This window comes from Sphingomonas zeae (assembly GCF_014197135.1).
Taxonomy (GTDB): Bacteria; Pseudomonadota; Alphaproteobacteria; order Sphingomonadales; family Sphingomonadaceae; genus Sphingomonas; species Sphingomonas zeae.
Map to the genome: position 1 here is coordinate 1 of NZ_JACIFA010000013.1, position 20,951 is coordinate 20,951.

General features: G+C 66.7%; 10 protein-coding genes. 2 read left to right on the forward strand and 8 right to left on the reverse strand.

The features are described 5' to 3' along the window. Positions 1-206 precede the first annotated feature (206 nt). The 4 genes from GGR45_RS15865 to GGR45_RS15880 form a co-directional block, all read right to left on the reverse strand. Entirely contained in the window at positions 207-1,547 is a 1,341-nt protein-coding gene (locus GGR45_RS15865) for a chloride channel protein (RefSeq protein ID WP_175310635.1), read from the reverse strand. 66 nt (positions 1,548-1,613) lie between these two features. Then, positions 1,614-4,613, reverse strand: a complete 3,000-nt coding sequence (locus GGR45_RS15870) for a VIT domain-containing protein (RefSeq protein WP_175310634.1) — start codon at positions 4,611-4,613, stop codon at positions 1,614-1,616. Between the two features lie 53 nt (positions 4,614-4,666). Next, on the reverse strand, positions 4,667-5,377 hold the full coding sequence (locus tag GGR45_RS15875; protein ID WP_175310633.1) for a SapC family protein: 711 nt from the start codon (positions 5,375-5,377) through the stop codon (positions 4,667-4,669). Beyond that, the gene (locus GGR45_RS15880; protein WP_175310632.1) at positions 5,374-7,023 is read right to left on the reverse strand and encodes a tryptophan halogenase family protein; all 1,650 of its coding nucleotides are present in this window, start codon (positions 7,021-7,023) and stop codon (positions 5,374-5,376) included. Before GGR45_RS15880 ends, GGR45_RS15875 begins: the two co-directional genes overlap by 4 nt. Before the next feature lie 67 nt (positions 7,024-7,090). Between GGR45_RS15880 and GGR45_RS15885 the strand changes: the two genes are divergently transcribed. Together GGR45_RS15885 and GGR45_RS15890 are read left to right on the forward strand one after the other, a co-directional pair. Next, positions 7,091-9,922 (forward strand): TonB-dependent receptor, encoded by a 2,832-nt coding sequence (locus tag GGR45_RS15885; RefSeq protein WP_175310631.1) that lies wholly within the window; start codon positions 7,091-7,093, stop codon positions 9,920-9,922. A gap of 152 nt (positions 9,923-10,074) precedes the next feature. Continuing rightward, positions 10,075-12,552, forward strand: coding sequence for a glycoside hydrolase family 95 protein (locus GGR45_RS15890; protein WP_175310630.1), 2,478 nt, complete (start codon positions 10,075-10,077; stop codon positions 12,550-12,552). Positions 12,553-12,562: 10 nt separating this feature from the next. On the opposite strand, the gene GGR45_RS15895 is transcribed toward GGR45_RS15890, so the two are convergent. From GGR45_RS15895 to GGR45_RS15910, 4 genes are all read right to left on the reverse strand, one after another. Beyond that, complete coding sequence (locus tag GGR45_RS15895) at positions 12,563-13,948, reverse strand: glycoside hydrolase family 43 protein (protein WP_246358265.1); 1,386 nt, start codon at positions 13,946-13,948, stop codon at positions 12,563-12,565. A 59-nt stretch (positions 13,949-14,007) separates the two neighbouring features. Then, entirely contained in the window at positions 14,008-16,761 is a 2,754-nt protein-coding gene (locus tag GGR45_RS15900) for a TonB-dependent receptor (RefSeq protein WP_175310629.1), read from the reverse strand. A gap of 80 nt (positions 16,762-16,841) precedes the next feature. Beyond that, positions 16,842-19,475 (reverse strand): carbohydrate-binding protein, encoded by a 2,634-nt coding sequence (locus GGR45_RS15905; RefSeq protein ID WP_217497870.1) that lies wholly within the window; start codon positions 19,473-19,475, stop codon positions 16,842-16,844. Between the two features lie 20 nt (positions 19,476-19,495). Next, positions 19,496-20,890, reverse strand: a complete 1,395-nt coding sequence (locus GGR45_RS15910) for an MFS transporter (RefSeq protein ID WP_175310628.1) — start codon at positions 20,888-20,890, stop codon at positions 19,496-19,498. Between the last annotated feature and the right edge of the window lie 61 nt (positions 20,891-20,951).

The window sequence follows — 20,951 nt, forward strand, 5'->3', positions numbered from 1 at the left end:
CACGAACCGGTCGATCGAGCGCAGCAGATGGTCCGCCGGCACGTGCCGCTCCAGGCTGAAGCTGTAGAACAGCGCCTCCTGCGCGACCGTCCGCTCGCCCATCATCGGCCCGTCTCCGCTTACTTGCCGAAGATTGAATCAAACCATCAGCGCGACTGCAAGCGAGCCTTTTTCAACACAATCGGGCGTTTTCCCAACCACCCCCGTTATCGGCGCGCACCCTCATCCGCCCGCCCCATCGCGAAGGTATGCGACAGGCCGTGGTATAGCTTCTCGCGGCAGACGAACTGGCTCACCCCGTCGGCGATGAAGGCCGCCGCGAACATCGGCAGCATCAGGCCACGGCTGGCGGTCGTCTCCGACAGGATGATGACGGCGGTCAGCGGCGCGCGGACGACGCCTGCAAAGTAACCGACCATGCCCAGGATCACGACCGCCGAGGCGGGCGAATCGACGAAGATCGACCGGAGTAGATTGCCGATCCCCGCCCCGACCGACAGTGACGGCGCGAAGATGCCGCCGGGAAGGCCCGCCACGGCGGTGGCCAGCGTCGCCAGGAACTTGGCCGGTCCGTACCAGAGCGGCGCATCGACCCCGACGATCATCGCCCGTGCCGCGCCGTAGCCGGTACCCCAGGTCAGCCCGGTACCCACACCCAGCCCCGCGACGACCAGCCCGCACAGCCCGGCGAACAGGACGGGCCGCGCCTTGCTCCACTGGGTCACGCGATTGGTGCCCGTCGCCATCATCAGCATCAGCCGGGCAAAGCCGCCGCCCGCCAACCCGCCGACGATGCCTGCGACCGGCGCGACGATCAGCGCGGTCACGATCGGCATATGCGCACCGATCAGCCCGAAATAGACATAATCGCCCTGCGCCGACTGCGCGACCATGCCCGCGATCGCGATGGCGGCGATGACCAGCAGCGTGACCTTCTGCTCATAGGCCGAGGCCAGTTCCTCGATGGCGAAGAGCAGCCCGGCCAGCGGCGTGTTGAACGCCGCCGCGACCCCCGCCGCGCCGCCCGCGATCAGCACCGCGCCGCGCAAGGGCACGCCCAGGATACGATGGGTCAGCCCCATGATCGCAGCCGCGATCTGCACCGTCGGCCCCTCGCGCCCGACCGACGCGCCACCCAGCACCGCCGCCAGCGTCAGCCCGGCCTTGGCGGCCACGGTGCGGATCGACACCAGCCCGCCGGTAGCACGTTCGGGATCGGCCTGCGCCGCCATCACCTGCGGAATGCCCGAGCCACGCGCGAGCGGCGCGAATCGCCGCGTGAACCAGACCAGGCCTGCGAACAGCAGCGGGGTCACGACCAGCGGCGCCCAATGATAGCGGACGGAGAAATGGTGGAACATCTCGCCCGCCATATCCGACGCCTCGGCAAAGACCGTCGCGGCCAGCCCGATCGCCACCGCGCCGATCAGGATCGCCAGCCTGGTGCGGAACTTGACCGATCCCGGCCCTTGCGCACGGAGCAGCGCGCGGTAGCGCGCAGGCGTCCATTTCCGGAATGCCTGTAGGGGCGGACTCTGATCGGCCATATCCCGCCCCTACACCGTTATCGCACCCGAAAACCAGCCGGACCCGGACCATCGCCGCATAGCCGATCAGGGCAGCGGCACCGTGTCCTTCGCCGGCGCCTTGCCTGCCCCGGTTTTCGCCGACCCTCCCCTGTCCGGCACGACGATCCGCCCGATCATCCGCGCGCCCTTTTCATCGCGCTTCAGTTCGATATCGACGCTTTCCACCGTCTCGTCCCGCCGTCCGAAATTGCGGAACAGATGCGCGGTCAGGATGGTCGCGCCATTGGGGTCGATCCGGTCCGGGGCGTAGACATTGGCCTGCACGGTGTAGGTGCCCGGCGGCGCGGCGCGGATCATATATTCCTCCGGCCCGTAACCGCGCGTCATGTCCTGCGACAGCCGCCCGCCGATCGCGGTGCGATTGTTGCTGTAGATCGCCCGTTCGCGCGTCGGTTCGTCGACCCACAAATCCATGTCCGACGCATCGGTGGTCCAGTCGATGACGACGCGCACATCGACGTCGAGCAGCATGACCAAGCGGGGGTCCATCTCCACCTTCCCGCCCAGCTTATGCAGGCGCGGCAGCAAGGCATTGGCCTCGTTGAGCGCGATCAGGTCGATACCCCCCCACTGGTCCGCCTTGGGACTGGTGGCGATGCCATAGAGCAGGGTGATCGCGCGGGTCAGATCGGCCTTCGCCTGCCCGGGACGTGCGGCGGCCCGGCGCGCGAGCGTCAGCGCGAGCAGGCGGCGCGGCTGCGGCCGATCGGGGTCGAGCACCGCCTGCCGCTCGCGCAACTCCACCGCGCGGTCCCAGTCGCCATACCGCTCCAGCCGATCGGCGACCATGCCCAAAGTCGTGTCGTCGGCGGTGGGCAGGTCCAGCGCCGACAAGACCATCTCGCGCGCCTCCGCCAGCCGGTCCCGCTTGGCGAGCCAGGCGGCGGTGTCGAGATAGAAGATCGGCAAGGCCCCATGCCGCGCCTCCACCTCGCGGAAGCGCTCGGCGAAGTCGGCTGGCTTGCCGTCATATAGCTCCAGATAGGGGCGATCGGGCTGCCAGGCGTCGATCTGCACCGAGGGGACAGTGGGGTTCGCGGACTGACGGCTTCCCGTCACCGAGATGTCGCCGGTCGCCGGGTTGACGCGCGGCGCCGGGGGTGCAGGGGAAGCCACAGGTGCCGACACGACCGGGGGCGGAGTCACGACCGTCGTCGGAGGAGGTGGTGGCGGCGGCGGAGGAGGAGGTGGTGGTGCCATCATCGCGGCAGGCGCAGTGGGTGCGCCCGGCGCGGTCGTCCGGTCGAAGCTACGCGAAGTTGCAATCCGCTTGGGCCGGGCGGTGGGGGCGAACTTCGTCTTCCACCACGCAACCTCGTCCTGCCATTCCAGGAGCAGCGTGTTGAAATGGCGCTGCGCGATACGGGCGTCGTTCGCCTCCATCGCCTTGCGCGCCCGAGCATAGTCGTCGCGCCATTCGGCGGGCAGGGTCGCGGGTGGATCGACCTTGGCGGTCAGGTAATCGCCGACGCTCTCCAGCACGAGGAAGGACAGGCTGGGGCTGGCGATGCCATAGCGGCGGCTGAGCGCCACATAGGCGTCACGCTGCTCGGTCGCCCCCAGCGTCGCCAGCGCGTCTTGCGCCAGAAGCGCGCCGGGGCCGTCAAAGGCGGCAGCTTCGCCATCTATCGCGCGGACCACTTCCTGTCCCGCACCCAGCCGGATCTTTACCGGACCGAAGCCAGGCGCGCGGACCAGCACCGTCCAGCGCCCTTGCGGCGCCGCCAGGGACACGAAGGGCAAGGGTCGGTCGTCGCGGTCGGTGACGGCGATCACCCCCGGCGCGTCCGCCTGCAACTGCGCCAGCGCCGCCGCCGGATCGTCGCCCAGCGAAATCAGCCGCCCGCCATGCCCCCGCGCCAGATGGCCTAGCCAGGCGCGATCATCGCTGCCTGCGCTGCTGACCACATCGAGCGGGCAGTGCGGCGTGATCGCAGCGTCGCGGTCGATCGTTGCGCGCCCATCGGTGAAGATCAGGCAACGATCGGCGGGGCCGCCCTGCGACAGCGGCGCAAAGCTCGTCGCGCCGCGATAGTCGAGCGCGCCCAGCCAAGCGGCGGCCTCATCGGCCGTGGCGGCGATCTTGGTCTGGGCGCCGCTGCTGTTGAAGGCGACCAATTCGACTTTGGCGGGATGCCAGCGATCGATGACCGCGCGGACCAGAGCGATCTCGCGGAGCCTGTCCGCCCCCAGATGTGAGCGCGAACGGTCCCAATAGATGCGCAGATGCGACGGAAGCGCCCGTCCGCCCGTACCGGCCGGCAGTTCGCCGCCGAGTTCCACGTCACGCTCGCCATTATGGTGGGTGCTGGCGATCAGATCGGCGACGCGGCCGGGTGTGATCGCCAGCGCCCCCGAAAGGGGCGTGTTCTTGGCACTCGCCGCGCCCTGCCAGCCATGGCCGTCCGCCGTCATCGCCAATGGCGTCTTGCCCAGCGTTATCATGGGCGGGGCGGCGGTCCCGCTCGCATGGACACGGATCGACCAGTCCGCGACCGCCGCGTCGAAGCCGAGCGGCAGGCGCCAACCTCCCGCGCCGACCGGCGCTACGAAGCGAACCCGGATCGTCCGCCCGCCGCCCGGCCAGATCGGAAAGACGCGGGTTGAAAAGACATTGTCCGCGCTGACCTCGGCCAAACCGGGATCGACCCGCCGGCGAACGCGTGCTTCATAGACCGCCTTGGCGCGCGGGCGATCGACCAGCACGCCGTCGACCATCTGCCCGCCGACATCCAGTGCATAGCCGGTGACGACCGCGCCCTCGGGCAGGGTCAGGCGGAAATCGCCCTCCAACTGCTCGGCCTCGGGATTGGCGAAGGCGGCGGTGGCAGTCGTTTCGACGACGCTGCCACGCTGTTCGACCGACAGGTCCAGCCGCCGGAGCGACAGGTTGCGCTCATGCGCCGCATCGCGGATGCCGCCCGCATGGGCGCTCAGAACGGGATTGGCGGTCTGCGCCAACGCCCCCTGCCCTATGAAGAGGGCCAGCCCCAGCGCCACGAGTCCACGCCACCGTGCCAGCATCTTGCCCCCTCCCGATTGCACGGAGGCTAGCCTGCCGCCCGGCCCCGGACAAGCTAATCCAGCGAATAGTCGGTGATGGCAGGGACGAAGCGGGCATTGTGCAGCTGCCGCAACCGCTCGACCTGCGCCAGCGAGGCGGTCAGGACCGCGGCCAGGGCGAGGCGATCGGCACGGTGAAGCGCGATCAGCTCGGCATCGGGCAGCGCCTGCACCGCGGCCTCGTCGATGGTGTAGAGCCCGGCCAAGTCATGCCGGCCGCCATCTGCCTTCGACAGCGAAAGCGGCAGCGGGCGGATCAGCCTATGCCTCGCCCAGCTATCGGCCATTTCCTGAGCCGCCGCGACATCCGCCACCAGCCGCTCCAGCGCAGGGGCGATGTCGCCTGACAGAGCGGCGGGCCGGTCCTCGTCGAACAATGGCTCTCCCACTCCGCCCAAACTGGGATCGGCCGGATCGATGGCGAGGCCCGCCGCCCCGGTTGGATCGAGACGGAACCCGCCGAGCAGCACCGCGCGCGGCACATAGGTGGCCTGAAACCCACCCCCGAACACGAACAGATTGGCGGGCTCGACCAAGCTCATCAGCGCGACGAGGTCGAACCGCCCGGTCTGGCCGTCCTTGACGAGACACAAGGGCATGTCGGCTGCGGCGACGGCGATTTCCGACAGGCCCAATCGTGTGAAACGGCGCGCGGCTCCGGCGGCATGGCGATTGTAGCGCAGGTCGCGATGCGCGGTCGGGGAGAGCGGAGTGATGCCGGTCATACCCGTTGCAGACCATGTTCGCGGATCGCGTGCAACAGGTCGCGGTGGCGCGGCGCGCGGGTGCGCAGCTCGTCTTTCGCCCGCTGCATCCGGGTGACGAAACGCTGCGCCAGTCCCGCCTCGGGGGCGGACGGGTCGATACGCGGCTGACGGCTGTCGAACCCCATGCCGTGCAGGATGTATTGATAGCTGGGCCAGGAAAAGACCTCGCGCGCATGGTCGAAATCCTGCGGGCCGGGCGAATGGTACCGCCACATTGCCAGCCGCTCCGCAAGGCCATCGGGGATCGAGGATGCCGCGACATTGTCGCGCCAGAAATCCGTGTCGGTCCTCTTGGTCAGCACATAATGCAGCTTCAGAAACTCGATGATCCGCATCCAGTGATGGGTGAAGGTCGCGTTGAACTGCCGCGCCATCACGTCCATCGCCGCCCGGTTGCGCGGCAGGCGGTCGGCGATCGCGTCCATGGACGCCTCGATCAGCATCAGCGCGGAGGCCTCCAGCGGTTCGAGGAACCCGGCGGACAGGCCGACCGCGACGCAGTTGTTCTGCCAGAAGCGCGCGCGATGCCCTGCCTCGATGCTGATGCGGCGCGCGGACAGCCCCTGGGCGGCGGTGCCGACATGGCGGCGCAGCGCCGCCTCGGCTGCATCGTCGCTGATATGCGCGCTGCTATAGACATGCCCCACGCCGCGCCGGCTCCACAGCCCGATGTCCCAGATCCAGCCCGAACCTTGCGCGGTCGACACGGTATGGCAGGTGATCGGCGCGTCCTCGTCGTCATAGGGCACCTGGAGGGCGATCGCCCGGTCCGCGAACAGCACGTCGCCGCAGCGGCGAAACGGCACATCATAGATGCCACCGATCAACCGCGCGGCAAAGCCGGTGCAGTCGACGAACAGGTCGCCGGCCACGCTGCGGCCATCGGCTAGCTCCAGATGCACGATGTCGCCATGATCGGTCATCCGCGGACGCAGCACATCGCCCAGGACATGTTCGATCCCCAGCGTGCCGACACCATGGTCGCGCAGCATCGTCGCGAACTTGCCCGCGTCCAGATGATAGGCGTAATTCGCATGGCCCGCATATTCGGGCATCACGATGGTCTTGGGACCCAACCCCGCATCGCACAGCATCGCCTGGTAATCGACCCAGTCGGCGAAAGCGGCGTCGCCTTCGCCCCGGTGCAGCCAATATGGCGCCAGATCAATCTCGGTCGCGCCCGCAGGGGGATTGAGCGGATGGTAATAGCCGTCCTGTGGCGTCCCGTCGGTCCAACCGACGAAACGCGCGCCCTGTTTGAACGCCGCGTCGCACGACCGGATGAAGTCGGTCTCGGCGATACCGATCTTGGCCAGCGTGTTGCGCATCGTCGGCCAGGTCCCCTCGCCGACCCCGACCGTCGGCACGTTGCGCGATTCGATCAGCGTGACCCGCACGCCGGCCCCGGTGCGCCGCACCTGCGCGGCCAGACGACAAGCCGCGATCCAGCCCGCCGAACCGCCGCCGACCACGACCACGCGCTTCTCTTCCGTGTCGGCCACCCCCGTCTCGACCACCTGATCCTCTCCCGCTCGCTTGCCCCCTTCTATACCGAAAGTTCCGGCGCAGAGGAGAATTTGCCCGCCCTTGTACTTGTCAGACATAGGATATAACAAGGCGTCATAAGTGCCGACCAAGAAGCACGCAGCACAGGTTTCATAGGGGAGAGCTATGTCACAAACGACCAGAAATCCGAAAATTAATGTTCGCTACGCCGCTCAGGGGCTAGCCAGCGCACTTGTCGCACTTATCGCGGCAACGCCTGCACTGGCGCAGAGCCAGACGCCGCCGGCCGACCAGACCGCGACGCTTCCCAGCCAGAGCGAGGCCGATGGCACCTCCGCCGATATCGTCGTCACCGGCATCCGTCGCAGCATCGAATCGGCCGCCGCGATCAAGCGCGACGCGGCCGGGATCCTCGATGCCATTTCGTCCGAAGATCTGGGCAAGTTCCCCGACGCCAATGTCGCGGAGTCGCTGCAACGCATTCCGGGCGTCGCGATCGATCGCAGCAACGGCGAAGGCGCGTCGGTCAGCGTGCGCGGCCTGGGTCCCGCGTTCAACACGGTGCTGTTCAACGGACGCAGCTTTGCCTCGGACAATTACAACCGCGCCTTTTCCTTCGACCTGATCCCGGCCGAACTCATCAGCGGCGCGCAGGTCTATAAGAGCTCGCAGGCCTCGCTTCAGGGCGGCGGCATCGGCGCGACGATCAACGTCCAGACGCCCCGCCCGCTGGCGTTGAAGGAGTTCAAGGGCGTCTTCACCGGCAAGGCGCTGTACGAGGGTAACAGCAAGAAGGTCACACCGCAGCTGTTCGGCCTGCTCAGCGACACCTTCGCCGACGGCAAGCTGGGGCTGCTCGCCTCGATCTCCTACCAGAAACGTATCGCCTCGATCCGCGCGATCAACACCGATGGCTATATTCCGGGCACCTCGGTCGGACCCAATAACGCGCCCCTCTATACCAACGTCTATTCGCCCCGGAACCAGGACGTGAACCAGACGCGCGACGACCGCACCCGCCTGGGCGCCACGCTGGTCGCGCAATATGCGCCGACCGACGAACTGACCTTCACCGTCGACGGCCTGTACAACCGCTTCAAGAGCGACACGACGACGCGCGGGCTGGGCAGCTGGTTCGAACCGACGAGCTTTACCGCGGCAGGTATCGACGCGAACCGCACCGTGACGTCGCTGACCACCAACGGCAATGCCGACTTCATCGCCTCGGGCGGCGTGCGCGAGACGACGACCTATGAGGCCGGGTTCAACGCCGAATGGCGGCCCGCCGACAATGTCCGCATGGTCTTCGACGCCACCTATTCGCAGGCCAAGAATGCGGGCGGCGGCAAGTCCTATTTCACCGTCATCGGCGTGCCGACCCAATATTCCTTCAACGCCGCGCAAGGCGACGGCATCCCGTCGACCTCGGGCTATGCGGGCGGCGTGCTGACCAATCCGGCGCTGGGTCGCACCCATATCGCCGGGCGCAGCGGCAACGACGTGACCGAAAAGGTCCAGGAATATCGCTGGAATACCGAGTGGAAACCGGGCTGGGACATCGTCTCGGCGTTGCGCTTCGGCCTGACCGGCACCTCGCGCGATAAGCGCAACGTTCCCTTCTCGTCCGATCCCAATATCGGCTGCCTCTATTGCGGCTATCCGACGCTGGCCGATCCGTCGCTGCTCTCGCCCTTTACCCTGGGATCGCTGGGGCAAAAGGGCGGCAGCGTCCCGACCACCTTCCTGACCTATGACCCGCAGGCCTATTTCAACTTCCTGACCAGCACGGCCGCGACCACGGCGCTCGACCGCGCGCGGGGCCAGCCGGTGGGAACGACGGCGGCGATCTTCGCCCGCACCAACGGCTATGCCGTGACCGAGCAACCCTCGGCCCAGGTCCGTGAAAAAGTCTTTGCCAGCTATGCCGATGTCGATCTGGAGGGCACGGTCGCCGGGCTCCCCTGGTTCATCAATGTCGGTGGCCGGTACGAATATACCGAACTGGTCTCGGCCGGTCAGCAATTGCAGCTGACCGATCTGTTGCCGGTGCCCGGCGACCCGACGACCTATACCGGCGTCTTCGCCAACAACCGCGCCGCGGTATCGGTCAACCGGCGTTCGTCCTACAGCAATTTCCTGCCCAATCTGAACGCCAAGCTCAACCTGACGCCCAAGCTTCAGGCGCGCTTCGCCGCCTACAAGACGCTGACACGGCCGGCGATCGGTGATCTGGCGCCCAGCCTCGACATCGGCACGCTGCGCCCCGCCACGCTGACCGCCAGCGGTGGCAACCCGGCGCTCAAGCCCTATCGCGCGACCAATTTCGACCTGTCGCTCGAATGGTATCCGACCGCAACCACCACATTGTCGGCGGCGGTGTTCCACAAAAAGGTCGACGACTTCATCGTCCAGAGCTTTGGCGAGGAGCTGTTCACCATCGCCAATGCGGGCAATCTGCCCGTCGGTGGGCTGATCGTCGGGCCGAATACCGCGAAGTTCAGCGTCCGACGCCCGCGCAATGCCCAGTCGCTGACGATCAAGGGGCTGGAGCTCAACCTCGTCCATACGCTCGACTGGCTGCCGGGCGTGCTCAGCGGCTTCGGCGTGCAGGCGAACGCGACCTTCGTGACCACCAACCGCGAATTCGACGTCAGCCAGGTCGGCCAGTCCTTCGCGGCCGAGGGCATCGGCAATTCGCAGAACGCGACCCTGTTCTACGAGAAGTTCGGCGTATCGGCGCGCATCGCCTATAATCGGCGCGAACGCTTCCTTCAGCAATTGGCGGGCGGCCCCGGCAACGAACCCGTGTTCGTGCGCGATTATGGCCAGTTCGACGGCAGCGTGGCGGTCAACGTCACCCCCTTCGCCCAGGTCTTTGTCGAGGGCACCAACCTGTTCAACGCGAAATATTTCGCAACCGGACGGTTCGACAACCAGTTGCTCCGCTACCAGAATTTCGGGCCGCGCTATGATGCGGGCGTCCGTTTCTCGTTCTGATGACGGCAAGCGGTGCGGGAGGGCCTTGGCGTTCCTGCACCGCAACCCATCCAGCCCTGCCAAACGCAAACGATAATTCCCTTTCTTCGAGCCCTTGGATCGGCCACCATCATCGACGAATACCGAATCTCATATAGGAAACTGGAGGGCGGATGGCGGTCGATCTGACGCGGCGAGGCGTATTGGGTGCGGGGGCATTTGCCGTGGCGGCGGGAGGGCTGGGCGCCCTGCCCCTGCGGGCGCAAGCCATGACAGCCGACGACTCCCACCGCCTCTGGTTCGATACGCCCGCGACGCGCTGGGTCGACGGATTGCCGGTCGGCAACGGGCGGCTGGGCGCGATGGTGCGGGGTGGCACCGACCGCGAGATCCTATCACTGAACGAAGACAGTTTGTGGTCGGGCTATCCCGTCGCCGACACCAAACCGGATGCCCAAGGCGAACTGGCAGGCGTGCGGCAGGCTGCGCTGGCGGGCGATTATCACACCGCCGATGAGCGGGCGAAGCACCTGCAAGGCCCCTTTTCCAACAGCTATGCGCCGATCGGCGACCTGGTGATCGCGCTGCCGGGCAATGGCGCGGTGAGCGACTATCGCCGCGAACTCGATCTCGACCAGGCGATGGCCAGCGTCTCCTACACCGTGGGGGCGACCCGCTACCGCCGCGAGGTTTTCGTGTCGCATCCCGCGCAACTGGTCGTGGTCCGGCTGACCGCGCAAGGCGGGGCGATCGACGCCGACCTGTCGCTGGCGACGCTGTTGCGCGGATCGGCGCGGGCGGAGGGCAACCGGCTGATCCTGCACGGCAAGGCGCCGGCCTATGCCGCGCCCAACTATCATTCGGTCGCCGATCCAATCCGCTATGACGAGGCAGCCGGGCGCGGCATGATGTTCGCCGCCGTCGCGGAGGTGACGAACGACGGGGGGCGCATCGCCGTGTCGGGCGACCGGATCACGATTCGCGGCGCGCGGAGCATCGAAGTCCGCCTCAACGCCGCCACCGGCTTTCGCGGCTTCGACCAGTCCCCCGATCTGCCGATCGACGCGATCGAGGCCAAGGCGATGACCGCCCTCTCGGCAGCGCGGGGGACGGGCTATGCGACCTTGCGCGCGGCCCATGTCGCGGACCACCAGAAGCTCTATCGCCGTGCCGCGCTGAAACTCGCGGGCGGCGCGGCCGGTACGACGGCCGAACGCCGCGCGGGCAATGAACGGGCGAGCGATCCAGGGCTGGCCGCGCTGCTGTTCCATTTCGGCCGATACCTGCTGATCGCCAGTTCGCGTGCGGGGACTCAGCCCGCCAATCTCCAGGGCATCTGGAACGCCGAGGTGCGCCCGCCCTGGAGCAGCAACCACACCACCAACATCAATACCGAGATGAACTATTGGCCCGCCGAGGTCGCCAATCTCGCCGACTGCCACACCCCGCTGTTCGACTGGGTCGAGCGGGTGGCGGTACGCGGGGCACGGGTTGCGCAAAGCTATTACGGGATGCCGGGTTGGTGCCTGCATCACAATAGCGACCTCTGGGCGATGGCCAATCCGGTCGGCGAAGGCAGCGCCGCGCCGATCTGGGCCAACTGGCCGATGGGCGGACCTTGGCTGATGCAGCATCTCTGGCAGCATTATGCGTTCAGCGGCGACCTGAATTTCCTGCGCGAACGGGCTTGGCCGCTGATGCGCGGGGCCGCCGAGTTCTGCGCGGCGTGGCTGGTCGCGGGGCCGGACGGACGTCTGACCACCGCGCCGTCCATCTCGCCCGAGAACGAGTTTCTCGCCCCCGACGGCAAGCCTGCGTCCATCAGCGCCGGCTGCACCATGGACCTGGCGCTGATCCGCGAGCTGTTCGCCAACTGCATTGCCGCCAGTGCGCTGCTGAAGACCGATGCGGCTTTCGCAGTCAAGTTGCACGGACTGGTCGAGCGGCTGGAACCCTATCGCATCGGCCGCCATGGCCAGTTGCAGGAATGGTCGCGCGACTTTGTCGAGGCCGAGCCGGGCCACCGCCACATCTCGCATCTCTATCCCCTTTATCCCGGCGACGAGTTTACGCCCCGCCGCACGCCCAAATGGGCCAGGGCGGTGGCGACATCGATGCAGCGGCGCGAGGATAATGGCGGCGCGCAGACCGGATGGAGCCGCGCCTGGGCCACATGCATCTGGGCGCGCATGGGGGATGCGGAGCGCTCCGGCCGATCGATCGACGCCTTTTTCAAGGGCAGCACGCTCGACAATCTGTTCGACACCCATCCGTCGAACAAGGGGCCGATCTTTCAGATCGACGGCAATTTCGGGATCACCGCCGCCATCGCCGAGATGCTGCTGCAAAGCCATGACGGCGCGATCGCTCTGCTGCCCGCCCTCCCCCCGGCCTGGCGCGATGGCAGCGTCCACGGCCTGCGCGCGCGCGGCGGCGTGACCGTCGATCTGCGCTGGGCGGCGGGGCAGCTCGAACAGGCCGAGCTGTTATCGGCGCTGGGCGGCGAGGTGATCGTCCGGCTCCCGGCCGGTCGCCGGGTCCGCGCGGCAAGCCGCAGCGGCCAGGCCGTGGCGATCCGCGCGACGGCGGACGGAATCCGGATCGCCACCCGCACGGGGGACCGGATCAGGCTGACCATCGGGGCCGCCTGACCGCGCCCCCCTATTGGCGGCGGAACTGCCAGCGGTCGAAGTCGAACAGTCCGTCGCCATCGCCGTGGAAGACCAGGAACAGGTCGTGCACGCCGGTCGCGCCGGTGACGGCAGTCGTCTGCGTCACCCAGTCCTGGCCTTCGCCGCCGGTCAGGGCCAGCGTGCCGATCTGCGGCCCGTCGACCCGGTCGAGATGGAGTGCGATCGTCGGACGACCGCGCACCCGCGCCACGCTGGCGGCAAAGCTGGCGGCCCCGCGTCCGAAGTCGACGCCACCGATCTTGATGTAACTGCGATCGGCGACGCGGGTGACATGCACGCCGCCGTCCGCCGCGCTCGCGGTCGTGACGCCCGGCGCCCAGCGATAGGGCCGATCACGGTCGCGACCGATGCGCGAGGTCCAGGCGATCGTCTCCGCCTCCACCCAGCGATAGGGATCGAGCGGGGCGATCTGCGCCACACCCTCGTCATTCCACCAGGACAAGCGCGGAATGGTGCCGTCCGGATTGTAGCGGAACTCGCGCAACGTCACCGAGCGCCGCTCGTGATGGATGGGGGTCAGCGCGAAGTTGAGTTCATAGTGGAAGCCGAACACATAGGAATGACCCTTATAGTCGATGATGCCGGGATGGTTGCCGGTCGACGCGGCATTGGGGTCCATGACCGGTCCCTTGTGCACCCAGGGTCCGGTGGCCCGGTCGCTCATCGCATAGCCGATCCCCTCCGGGCAGCAGCTGGAGGCATAGGCCATGTAGTAATGGGGGCCGCGCTTATAGAACCAGGGGCCTTCCTGATAGTCGATCGGCTTGGCGACCTTGACGATCTCGCCCGAGAAGCTGGTCATGTCGCGGTTCAGCCTGACGTACCACAGGTCGGGATTGCCCCAGTAGAGATAGGCCTGGCCGTCGTCGTCGATCGCGACCGTGGGATCGATCGCACCGAACCGCGCGGGGATCAGCGGCTTGCCGATCGGATCGCGGAACGGCCCCTCCGGCCGATCGGCGACCGCGACCCCGATTACCGTATCGGGCTTCCCCGCCACGCGGACGGGCGCGTAGAGATAGAATTTGCCGTCGCGCGCGATCACCTGCGGTGCCCAGGCGCCATTGTCCTGCTCGGCCCAGGCGAAGGTCTTGAGCGAGGCGGGCGAGCCCCGGTCCGTCCAGTTGACCATGTCGGTCGAGCTGTAGAGCCGCCAGTCCCGCATGTCGAACCCGCCCGCGTCGTCCTCGTCATGGCCGGTATAGAGATAGACGACACCGTCATGGACCAGCGGCGCGGGGTCGGCGGTGAAGCGCGTCTGGATGATCGGATTGTCCGCGCCCGCGCTCATGGGCATCAGGGTCGTGGTCAGTCCGACCACCACGCCCCATATCGATCGCCATTTTCCCAGCATATCCCCCTTACCCCTGAATACCGGGCGGGGCGCATCGTTACGTCCCGCCCGCCGGTCGCTCAGAACCGGAAGCGCACGCCCGCCGACAACAGGCTCGCCTCCCAACGGATGTCACGCGGATAGCGCGGGTCCTTCACATAGCTGTGATAGGGCGTCTGCAGCAAATTGGTCGCATCCACGGTCAGCGTGACATTGCTGTTCAGATTATAGCTGGCCGACAGGTCGAGCCGCCCCACCGCGCCGGAATAGACGGTGGTGAACACGCCCGGCGCACCGAAGCCGTCCACATTGGCGCTGCGGTAATTATAGGCCAGGCGCACGCTCGCTGGCCCCAGTTCGTACAGGCCGATCAGGTTGAAGCTGTACTTCGACACGCCGGGCAAGGTGTTGCGCCCGCCGGTGAAATTGGCGGCCGAGGGCAATACCTGCTCGCCATCGATATACGTGAAGTTCGCCTGTGCTCCCAAGCCGCGCAGCGCGCCGGGCAGGAAGTCGAAGAAGGTGGTGCCGGCCACCTCGATGCCCTTGATCGTGCCCGACCCGGCATTGGACGGGCGATAGACCAGGATGTCGCCGAATGGCTGGACATTGACGATCTGCGGCAGCGAATTGATGAAGCCGTTGATCTTGCGATAGAAACCAGCGACCGACACCGACCCGGTGCGCGAGAAATAATATTCCAGCGACGCGTCGTAATTGTCCGACCGGATCGGTTGCAGGTTCGGATTGCCGCCATTGCCGGTGTAGGAAATGTTACCCCCGACGGTCCCCTGCGACACGGTCAGCGTCGGATTGATCTGGTTGAAACCGGGCCGCGACAACGCCTGGGTCCGCGACAGGCGCAGCTTCAGCCGGTCGGTAAAGTGCAGCTGCGCGCTGATATTGGGCAGGATGTCGGTATATTGGGTCGAGGAGTCGATCGGGACCAGCACGGTGCCGTTCGCGGTCGGCAGCTGGTTGGTGCCGTTCAGCTTGTTGCGGGTCAGGATCACCCGCGCGCCGATCACGCCATCGACGGGAATGCCGATGTTGAAGGCGTAATTGACCTGCGCATAGGCGGTATAGACCTGCTCGCGCGCCTGGAAGGCGTTGAGCGGGTTGAGATTGGGCTGCTCCGGCGCCCAGGCGGCCTGGGTCGCGGCATCCGCGCCCGAGCGGACCAGCGCCTGGCGGATATAGTCGCGCACGCTGTTGAGCTGTTGGTTGAACAGGAAAGCGTTGGGCGCGAACCAGCTGCGGAACTGCTGCACGTCGTCACCCCGGAAGCCCGGTTGGACCATGCCGCCCTGGGATACCGTCGGCACCTTGTCGATCGTGTCCTTCAGGCTGGCGAGCGAGGCATAACGGTCGCCGTAGACCGAGCTGGCGCTGCGATCACCGTAGCGCAGCCCGAACTGGAATTTCGGGAACAGCGATGAATCCGTGTCCAGTACGACATTGCCCTGCCACTGCCACTGGTCGCCCGCCGACCGGCTGCGATTCTCCAGCAAACCGCGCATGTAGAAGCTGTTCGGATTGGTGAAATCGACGCCGCTCGGCACGAAGTTGACGCTGCCCTGATCGTTCAGCTTGACCGCCAGCGACAGCGGCGTGGCCACCTGGGTCTGGAACTGGCCCCAATTCCCGCTGGCGATCGACTTGGTATAGGCCAGGTCGGTGGTGAAGACCGCGTTGCCCGTCTCCCATTTCGCGCCGAGCGCACCCTGGAAAGTGTCGGTGCGGCTGGTGCCGAACTCCTTGGACGGTCCGTTGACCAGCCCCAGATCGACGTCGAACGACTGGAGCGTGGTGCCGTCCTGGGTCAGCACCGCGTTGCGGATCGTCGGCGGGTTGCCGCCATTGGGATTGGACTGAATCGGGATGCCGAAAAAGTCATTGGCGACGCGGTCGCGATAGCCCTGATACAGGCCGTCGAGATAGATCATCAGATTGTCGGCGGGCTTCCACTGGATCGATCCGTTGACCGAGGGACGCTGGCGGTTGCCGCGCCGGTAATAGAGGCCGATATCCTGCGGGAAGGTGAAGTCGCGGCCGACCGAGGCGGGCAGGATCTGCTGGTTGGCGGGGACATTGTCCTGAAAGCCCTGATAGCGGATCGAGTTCAGATAACGGGTCTGGGTGAAGGAGGCGTTGATGAGCGCGCCGATCTCACCGATCCCGGTCTGCCAGCGGTCGCTGACCAGCAGGCTGCCGATCGGATCCGCTTTCCGCGATTCCGTATTATAGACGCCGCGCGCCGCGCCCGCGATCTGGAAGCCCTTGAAGTCGAACGGGCGACGCAGGCCGACGTCGATCAGGCCCGCAATGCCGCCCTCTAGATTCTCGGCGGTCGTCGCCTTATAGACCTCGACCCGCGACAGCGCCTGGGCGGGGAAGTCCTGAATCTGGACCGAGCGGCCATCGGCGGTGAAGATTTCGCGGCCTTGCACGGTCGTCTGGACATTGGGCAGGCCACGGATCAGCACGCCGTTCGCTTCGTCGGCATAGCGCGTCACCTGCACACCGGTGACGCGCGCGATCGCCTCGGCGGCGTTGTTGTCGGGGAATTTGCCGATATCCTCGGCGACCAGCGCATCGACGATCGCGTCGGAATTGCGCTTGATGTTCTGCGCGCTGCTCAGGCTCTGGCGGATGCCGGTGACGACGATATCGGAGGTGCTCGTTGCGCTTGGATCGGCGGGCGCGGGCGTGGTTCCGGCCTGCGCCTGATCCTGGGGCGGCGTCGTGTCCTGCGCCTGGGCGGGCGCAGCCAGCGCGACCGCCATCAACGTCGAAACCGAAGCGAGCAGCGTGCCGATCTTATGCTGTTTCATGGAAACCCCTCCTTTTTTGAAAACGTTTACGGTCGATGGTTGCAAAATGCCTGAAGCAGCCCGTCTTTACGGGTCTGCGCTCAGGGCAAGGGTGTGATGGCGATCCGGTCGATATTGGGTGCGTAGCGCGAGCGGAGCTGGACGCCCGGCCAGGTTTGCGACGCATAGGTGCGGCCGTCCCAGTTGGGCTGCTCCTCCCCTGCGATGCGGATGGTGTTGGCGCCTGCCTTCAGGACCACCGGCACGGTGATTTCCCACCAGTTGTTGGCGTTGAAGCTGTGCGGCGCGCTGACCAGCATCGGCGCGGCCCCGTTGACAGAGATACGCGCGATCCGGGCGAGCGGATCGGGGTTGTAGTGCGTGGCCTTGGCCTGTTCCTCGTTCGAGAAGCGCAGGGTCAGCGCATAGGTCCCGGCGCGCGGCACCGTCACCTTGGGGAAGGTCAGCGTGTTGCCGTTGCCCGGCGCGCCGCCGATGTCGAACACCGCCCGACCGCCGCTCGCCCGCGAGGCCGCACCGATCCGCGCGGTCCCGGCAACCTGGGCATCCTCTGCCTCGTAGAGATAAGGCGCTGGGCCGTTCTCGCGCGCGACCGACAGACCGCTCAGGCGCGGTGAACCGGCCGAAGGGGTCAGCACCACCTTGTTGATCCCGCCCAGCAGGAACGCCCGGCCCGCCGTCGCGTCGCGGCCATTGACCGTCATCCGCACCGAACCGCCCGTCACTCCGGGCGTCAGGCGCGCCACGCCGTCCTGCGAGCCATAGACCCAGAAGGTCGCGCGGCTTCCGCGTGGCAGGGTCATCGCCCCACCGCTAGGCGCAGCTCCCTTCACCACCGCATCCTGCACGTCATAGTGCGTGGCGGTCGCGGCGGGATCAGCGGCGGTCAGGGTGATCCGGTCAACCATCGCATTGCCCTGCGTCCGCCCTTTGCCGTCGAGGCTGCGGGTCGCCAGCGTCAGGACATGGCGGCCACGCGTCAGATGGACGACCGTATCGACATGATCGAGCACGGCGGGCTTATAGCCCAGCGGCAGCAACAGCTCGCCCGCCGCCTTGCCGTCGATCCGCAGGAAGACGTTGGTCGCGCCCTGTGGCTCGACCAGCGGGTCCTTGTTGAAGCTGTTGGCCAGCACGCTCAGGTCGTAGCGGCCGTCGCGCGGCACATCGACCGCGAAGTCCAGCGCGGCGTCGGCTCCGGTCTTGAACCCCTCGACCAGATAGCCGTTCGAGACGTGGAAGCGGTCGACATGGTCGGGCGAACCCTCCGGCCCGCGTACGGCCAGCCCCTGGCCCTGACGGGTCGCCTTCTCCGCTTCGTAATCCTGCCGCCAGCGCGGCGTGACGGCGGCGGGACGCACACCCTGGCCCGGGGATAGGACCAGCTCATAGGCCGCTTCCTCGCGCAGCGCGGGCCAGCCGTCGCGGCCGAAGGTCAGGTTGACCTGGCCTTCCTTCACCGGCACCACGCGGTCGCCGATCACCTCTGGCGGCGCGGAGTCGCCCAACTGCCCGGTCCAACCGATCTGGCGTACCCGAACGCGCACCGTCGGCCCGAAATCGGCGGGGATATGGGTCAGGGCGACGGTCGCATCGCCCGACTTGCCACCGAACAGCAGCCGCATCTGATCGCGCGCCGGGTCAAGCGTCGCCACGCCCTGCAAGGTATAGCTCTGGTCGGGATGCGGCGGGGTGACGGCCAGCGTATGGCCGCTCATCGTGGCATAGGCGTTGAGCAGCCACCATTGCCCGTTGCCACGATTGGCCTGGACGGCGGAGTCGCTGAGATTGCCGTCGATATTCCAATAGGCGATGTCCGCATCGACCTTGGAATCCTCGATCGCCGCGACCCACTGCACCATCTGGCCGGGGACCGAGGTGTGGTAGTTATAGGCATATTCGTTGATGTTGACCGGCAGGTGGCGGCCCTGCCACTTGGTCCCGGCGAACAGCTTATCCTCCCATTCGCGGTATTTGCGCACGCTGGTCCGCACCGCCGCCGGGTTGCTGAGTTCGTGCCAGGTCACCACGTCGGGCATGGTGTCGGCGGCGATGGCGTGGCGCAGGAAGCCCTCGACCTCCGGGTAGAGGATGCTGGTGTTCGGCCCCGCAATCCGCGCGCCGGGCAGTTCCTGGCGGATCATCCGCACCGCGCGGTCCCAGGCGTCGTTGAACGCGGTCGGGTCCTTCTGCCAGCGCACATTGTTGCAGCTCTTCGGCCCCTCGGCGAACATGTTGCCGTCGGGCTCGTTGAAGGGGACGAAGACGATCCGGTCGCGATAACGCGGCGCCATGCCCTTCACCTGCCGCACCTGCGCGCGCAGTTTTTCGATGTAATTCGTCACCGACTGCGCGCAGTCCCCGGTCTTCCAGTCATAGGGGAATTCGCGGTTGATGTCGGTCATGTAGATATAGGTGTCACCGCCCGACGCATCGGTCAGCAGCGTCGACACCTCCAGCGCGTCGGCGCCGGGATGCTGCGGCCCGTCCTGCGCTTTGGTCGACACGGTGCGCAGCCCGATACCCTCGATCAGATTGGGATGCGGCAGCCGCGCATCGTAGAGACCATAGAGCGTGCCCGAGGCGCCGCCATGGAAAGCGCCCGTATCGCTGGCGAGATCGACCGTCATCCGCTCCTGCGCGAGCGCGGGCATCGCGACCGAGCCTAGCAGCGCGGCGAAAAAAAGCGGGACGGATTGGAAAGACTGGGCCATCAGGGGTTCCGGGATAAGAGTCATGCCGTGCGCGCGGCGGTCATGAGCGCGATGGTGTCGCGGTTCAGGATCAGGCGCGAAATCGCAAAGGCCAGCGCCAGGTGCATCAGGCCGGGGATGATGGTCGACAACATGCGGATGCCGGTCAGCGACAGCGGCGTCTGGTTGCCCGCCCCCGCCTTGTACGACACGATGACCAGCACCCCGCTGATAAGCGCGCCCGCTACCGCCCAGGCCAGCTTCACGAAGAACTGGTTGAAGGCAAAGCTCATGCCCGACGAACGCATTCCCAGCTTCCACTCGCCATATTGGTCGGCCAGCTGGATGAGCGTGAAGTGCAGCGGCAGGGTACAGCCCAGCACGATGCAGCACAGCCCGACCAGCACCAGCCACAGCGTCGGATAGTCGCCGGGCACGAAGAAGGCGGCTAAGTGCCCCGCGACCAGGATCAGGTTCACCCAGATGTAGATGCTGCGCACGTCATAGCGCCGGGTAAAGGCCTGCACCACGATCGAGCCGAGGAAACCGCCCGCCGTCGCGGTGCCGAAGAACAGCGCCTGATAGGTCGTGTCGCCTTTCAGCACATAGGTGATGAAATACAGCGCCGCGCCGCCCTTGGTATTGAAGATCGCGATCAGCAACAGCGTCATCAGGAAGGTCCAGCGCAGCTGGTCGTTCTTCAGCGTGTTGGCGATGGCGAGCTTCAGCGGCACCTCGGCGGTGTCGGCGGCGACCACCCGCTCACGCACGAACAGGAAGCAGATCAGGAACATGATGACGGCCGCCGCGCTCAGGATCGCCACCCCGTCGCGATAGCCGCGCGCGATATCCGCGCCACCCAGATGGCGCACCAGGATCGGCAAACCCACCGAGACACAGAAGGACGCGACCGCGACCATCGCGAAGCGCACCGACTGGCACGACACGCCCTCGCGCTCGCTGTCGGTCATCCGGGTGATGAGCGCGCAATAGGGCACGTTGTTGAGCGAATAGGAGAGCGCGAGCAGGAAATAGGTGACCGCGGCATAGGCGACCTTGCCGTCATAGCTGAAATCGGGCGCCTGGAAGGTCAGGAAGCAGCTGAGCCCCACCGGAATCGCGGTCCAGAGCAGATAGGGGCGGAACCGTCCCCAGCGGGTCGAGGTACGGTCGGCCATGATCCCGATCAGCGGATCGGACACCGCGTCGAAGATACGCAGCGACAGGAACAGCACGCCGACGATCCCCGGCGCCAGCCCGAAGACATCGGTATAATAGAAGGTCAGGAAATTGGCGATCAGTCCGGTGACGATCGTCCCGCCCGCATCGCCGAAGCCGTAACAGATTTTCTCGCCGAACGGGATGCGGGCGGCCGGGACGTCGTCCCGCGGCCTTTCTTCCCAATCCTCGGCGTTCGCCGCCGTCGATGTCGCCATGTCCATCTCCCTTATTCCCGGCCCGCCTTTTGACGGTTCCGTTCCATTTGCTGTGCCGCGT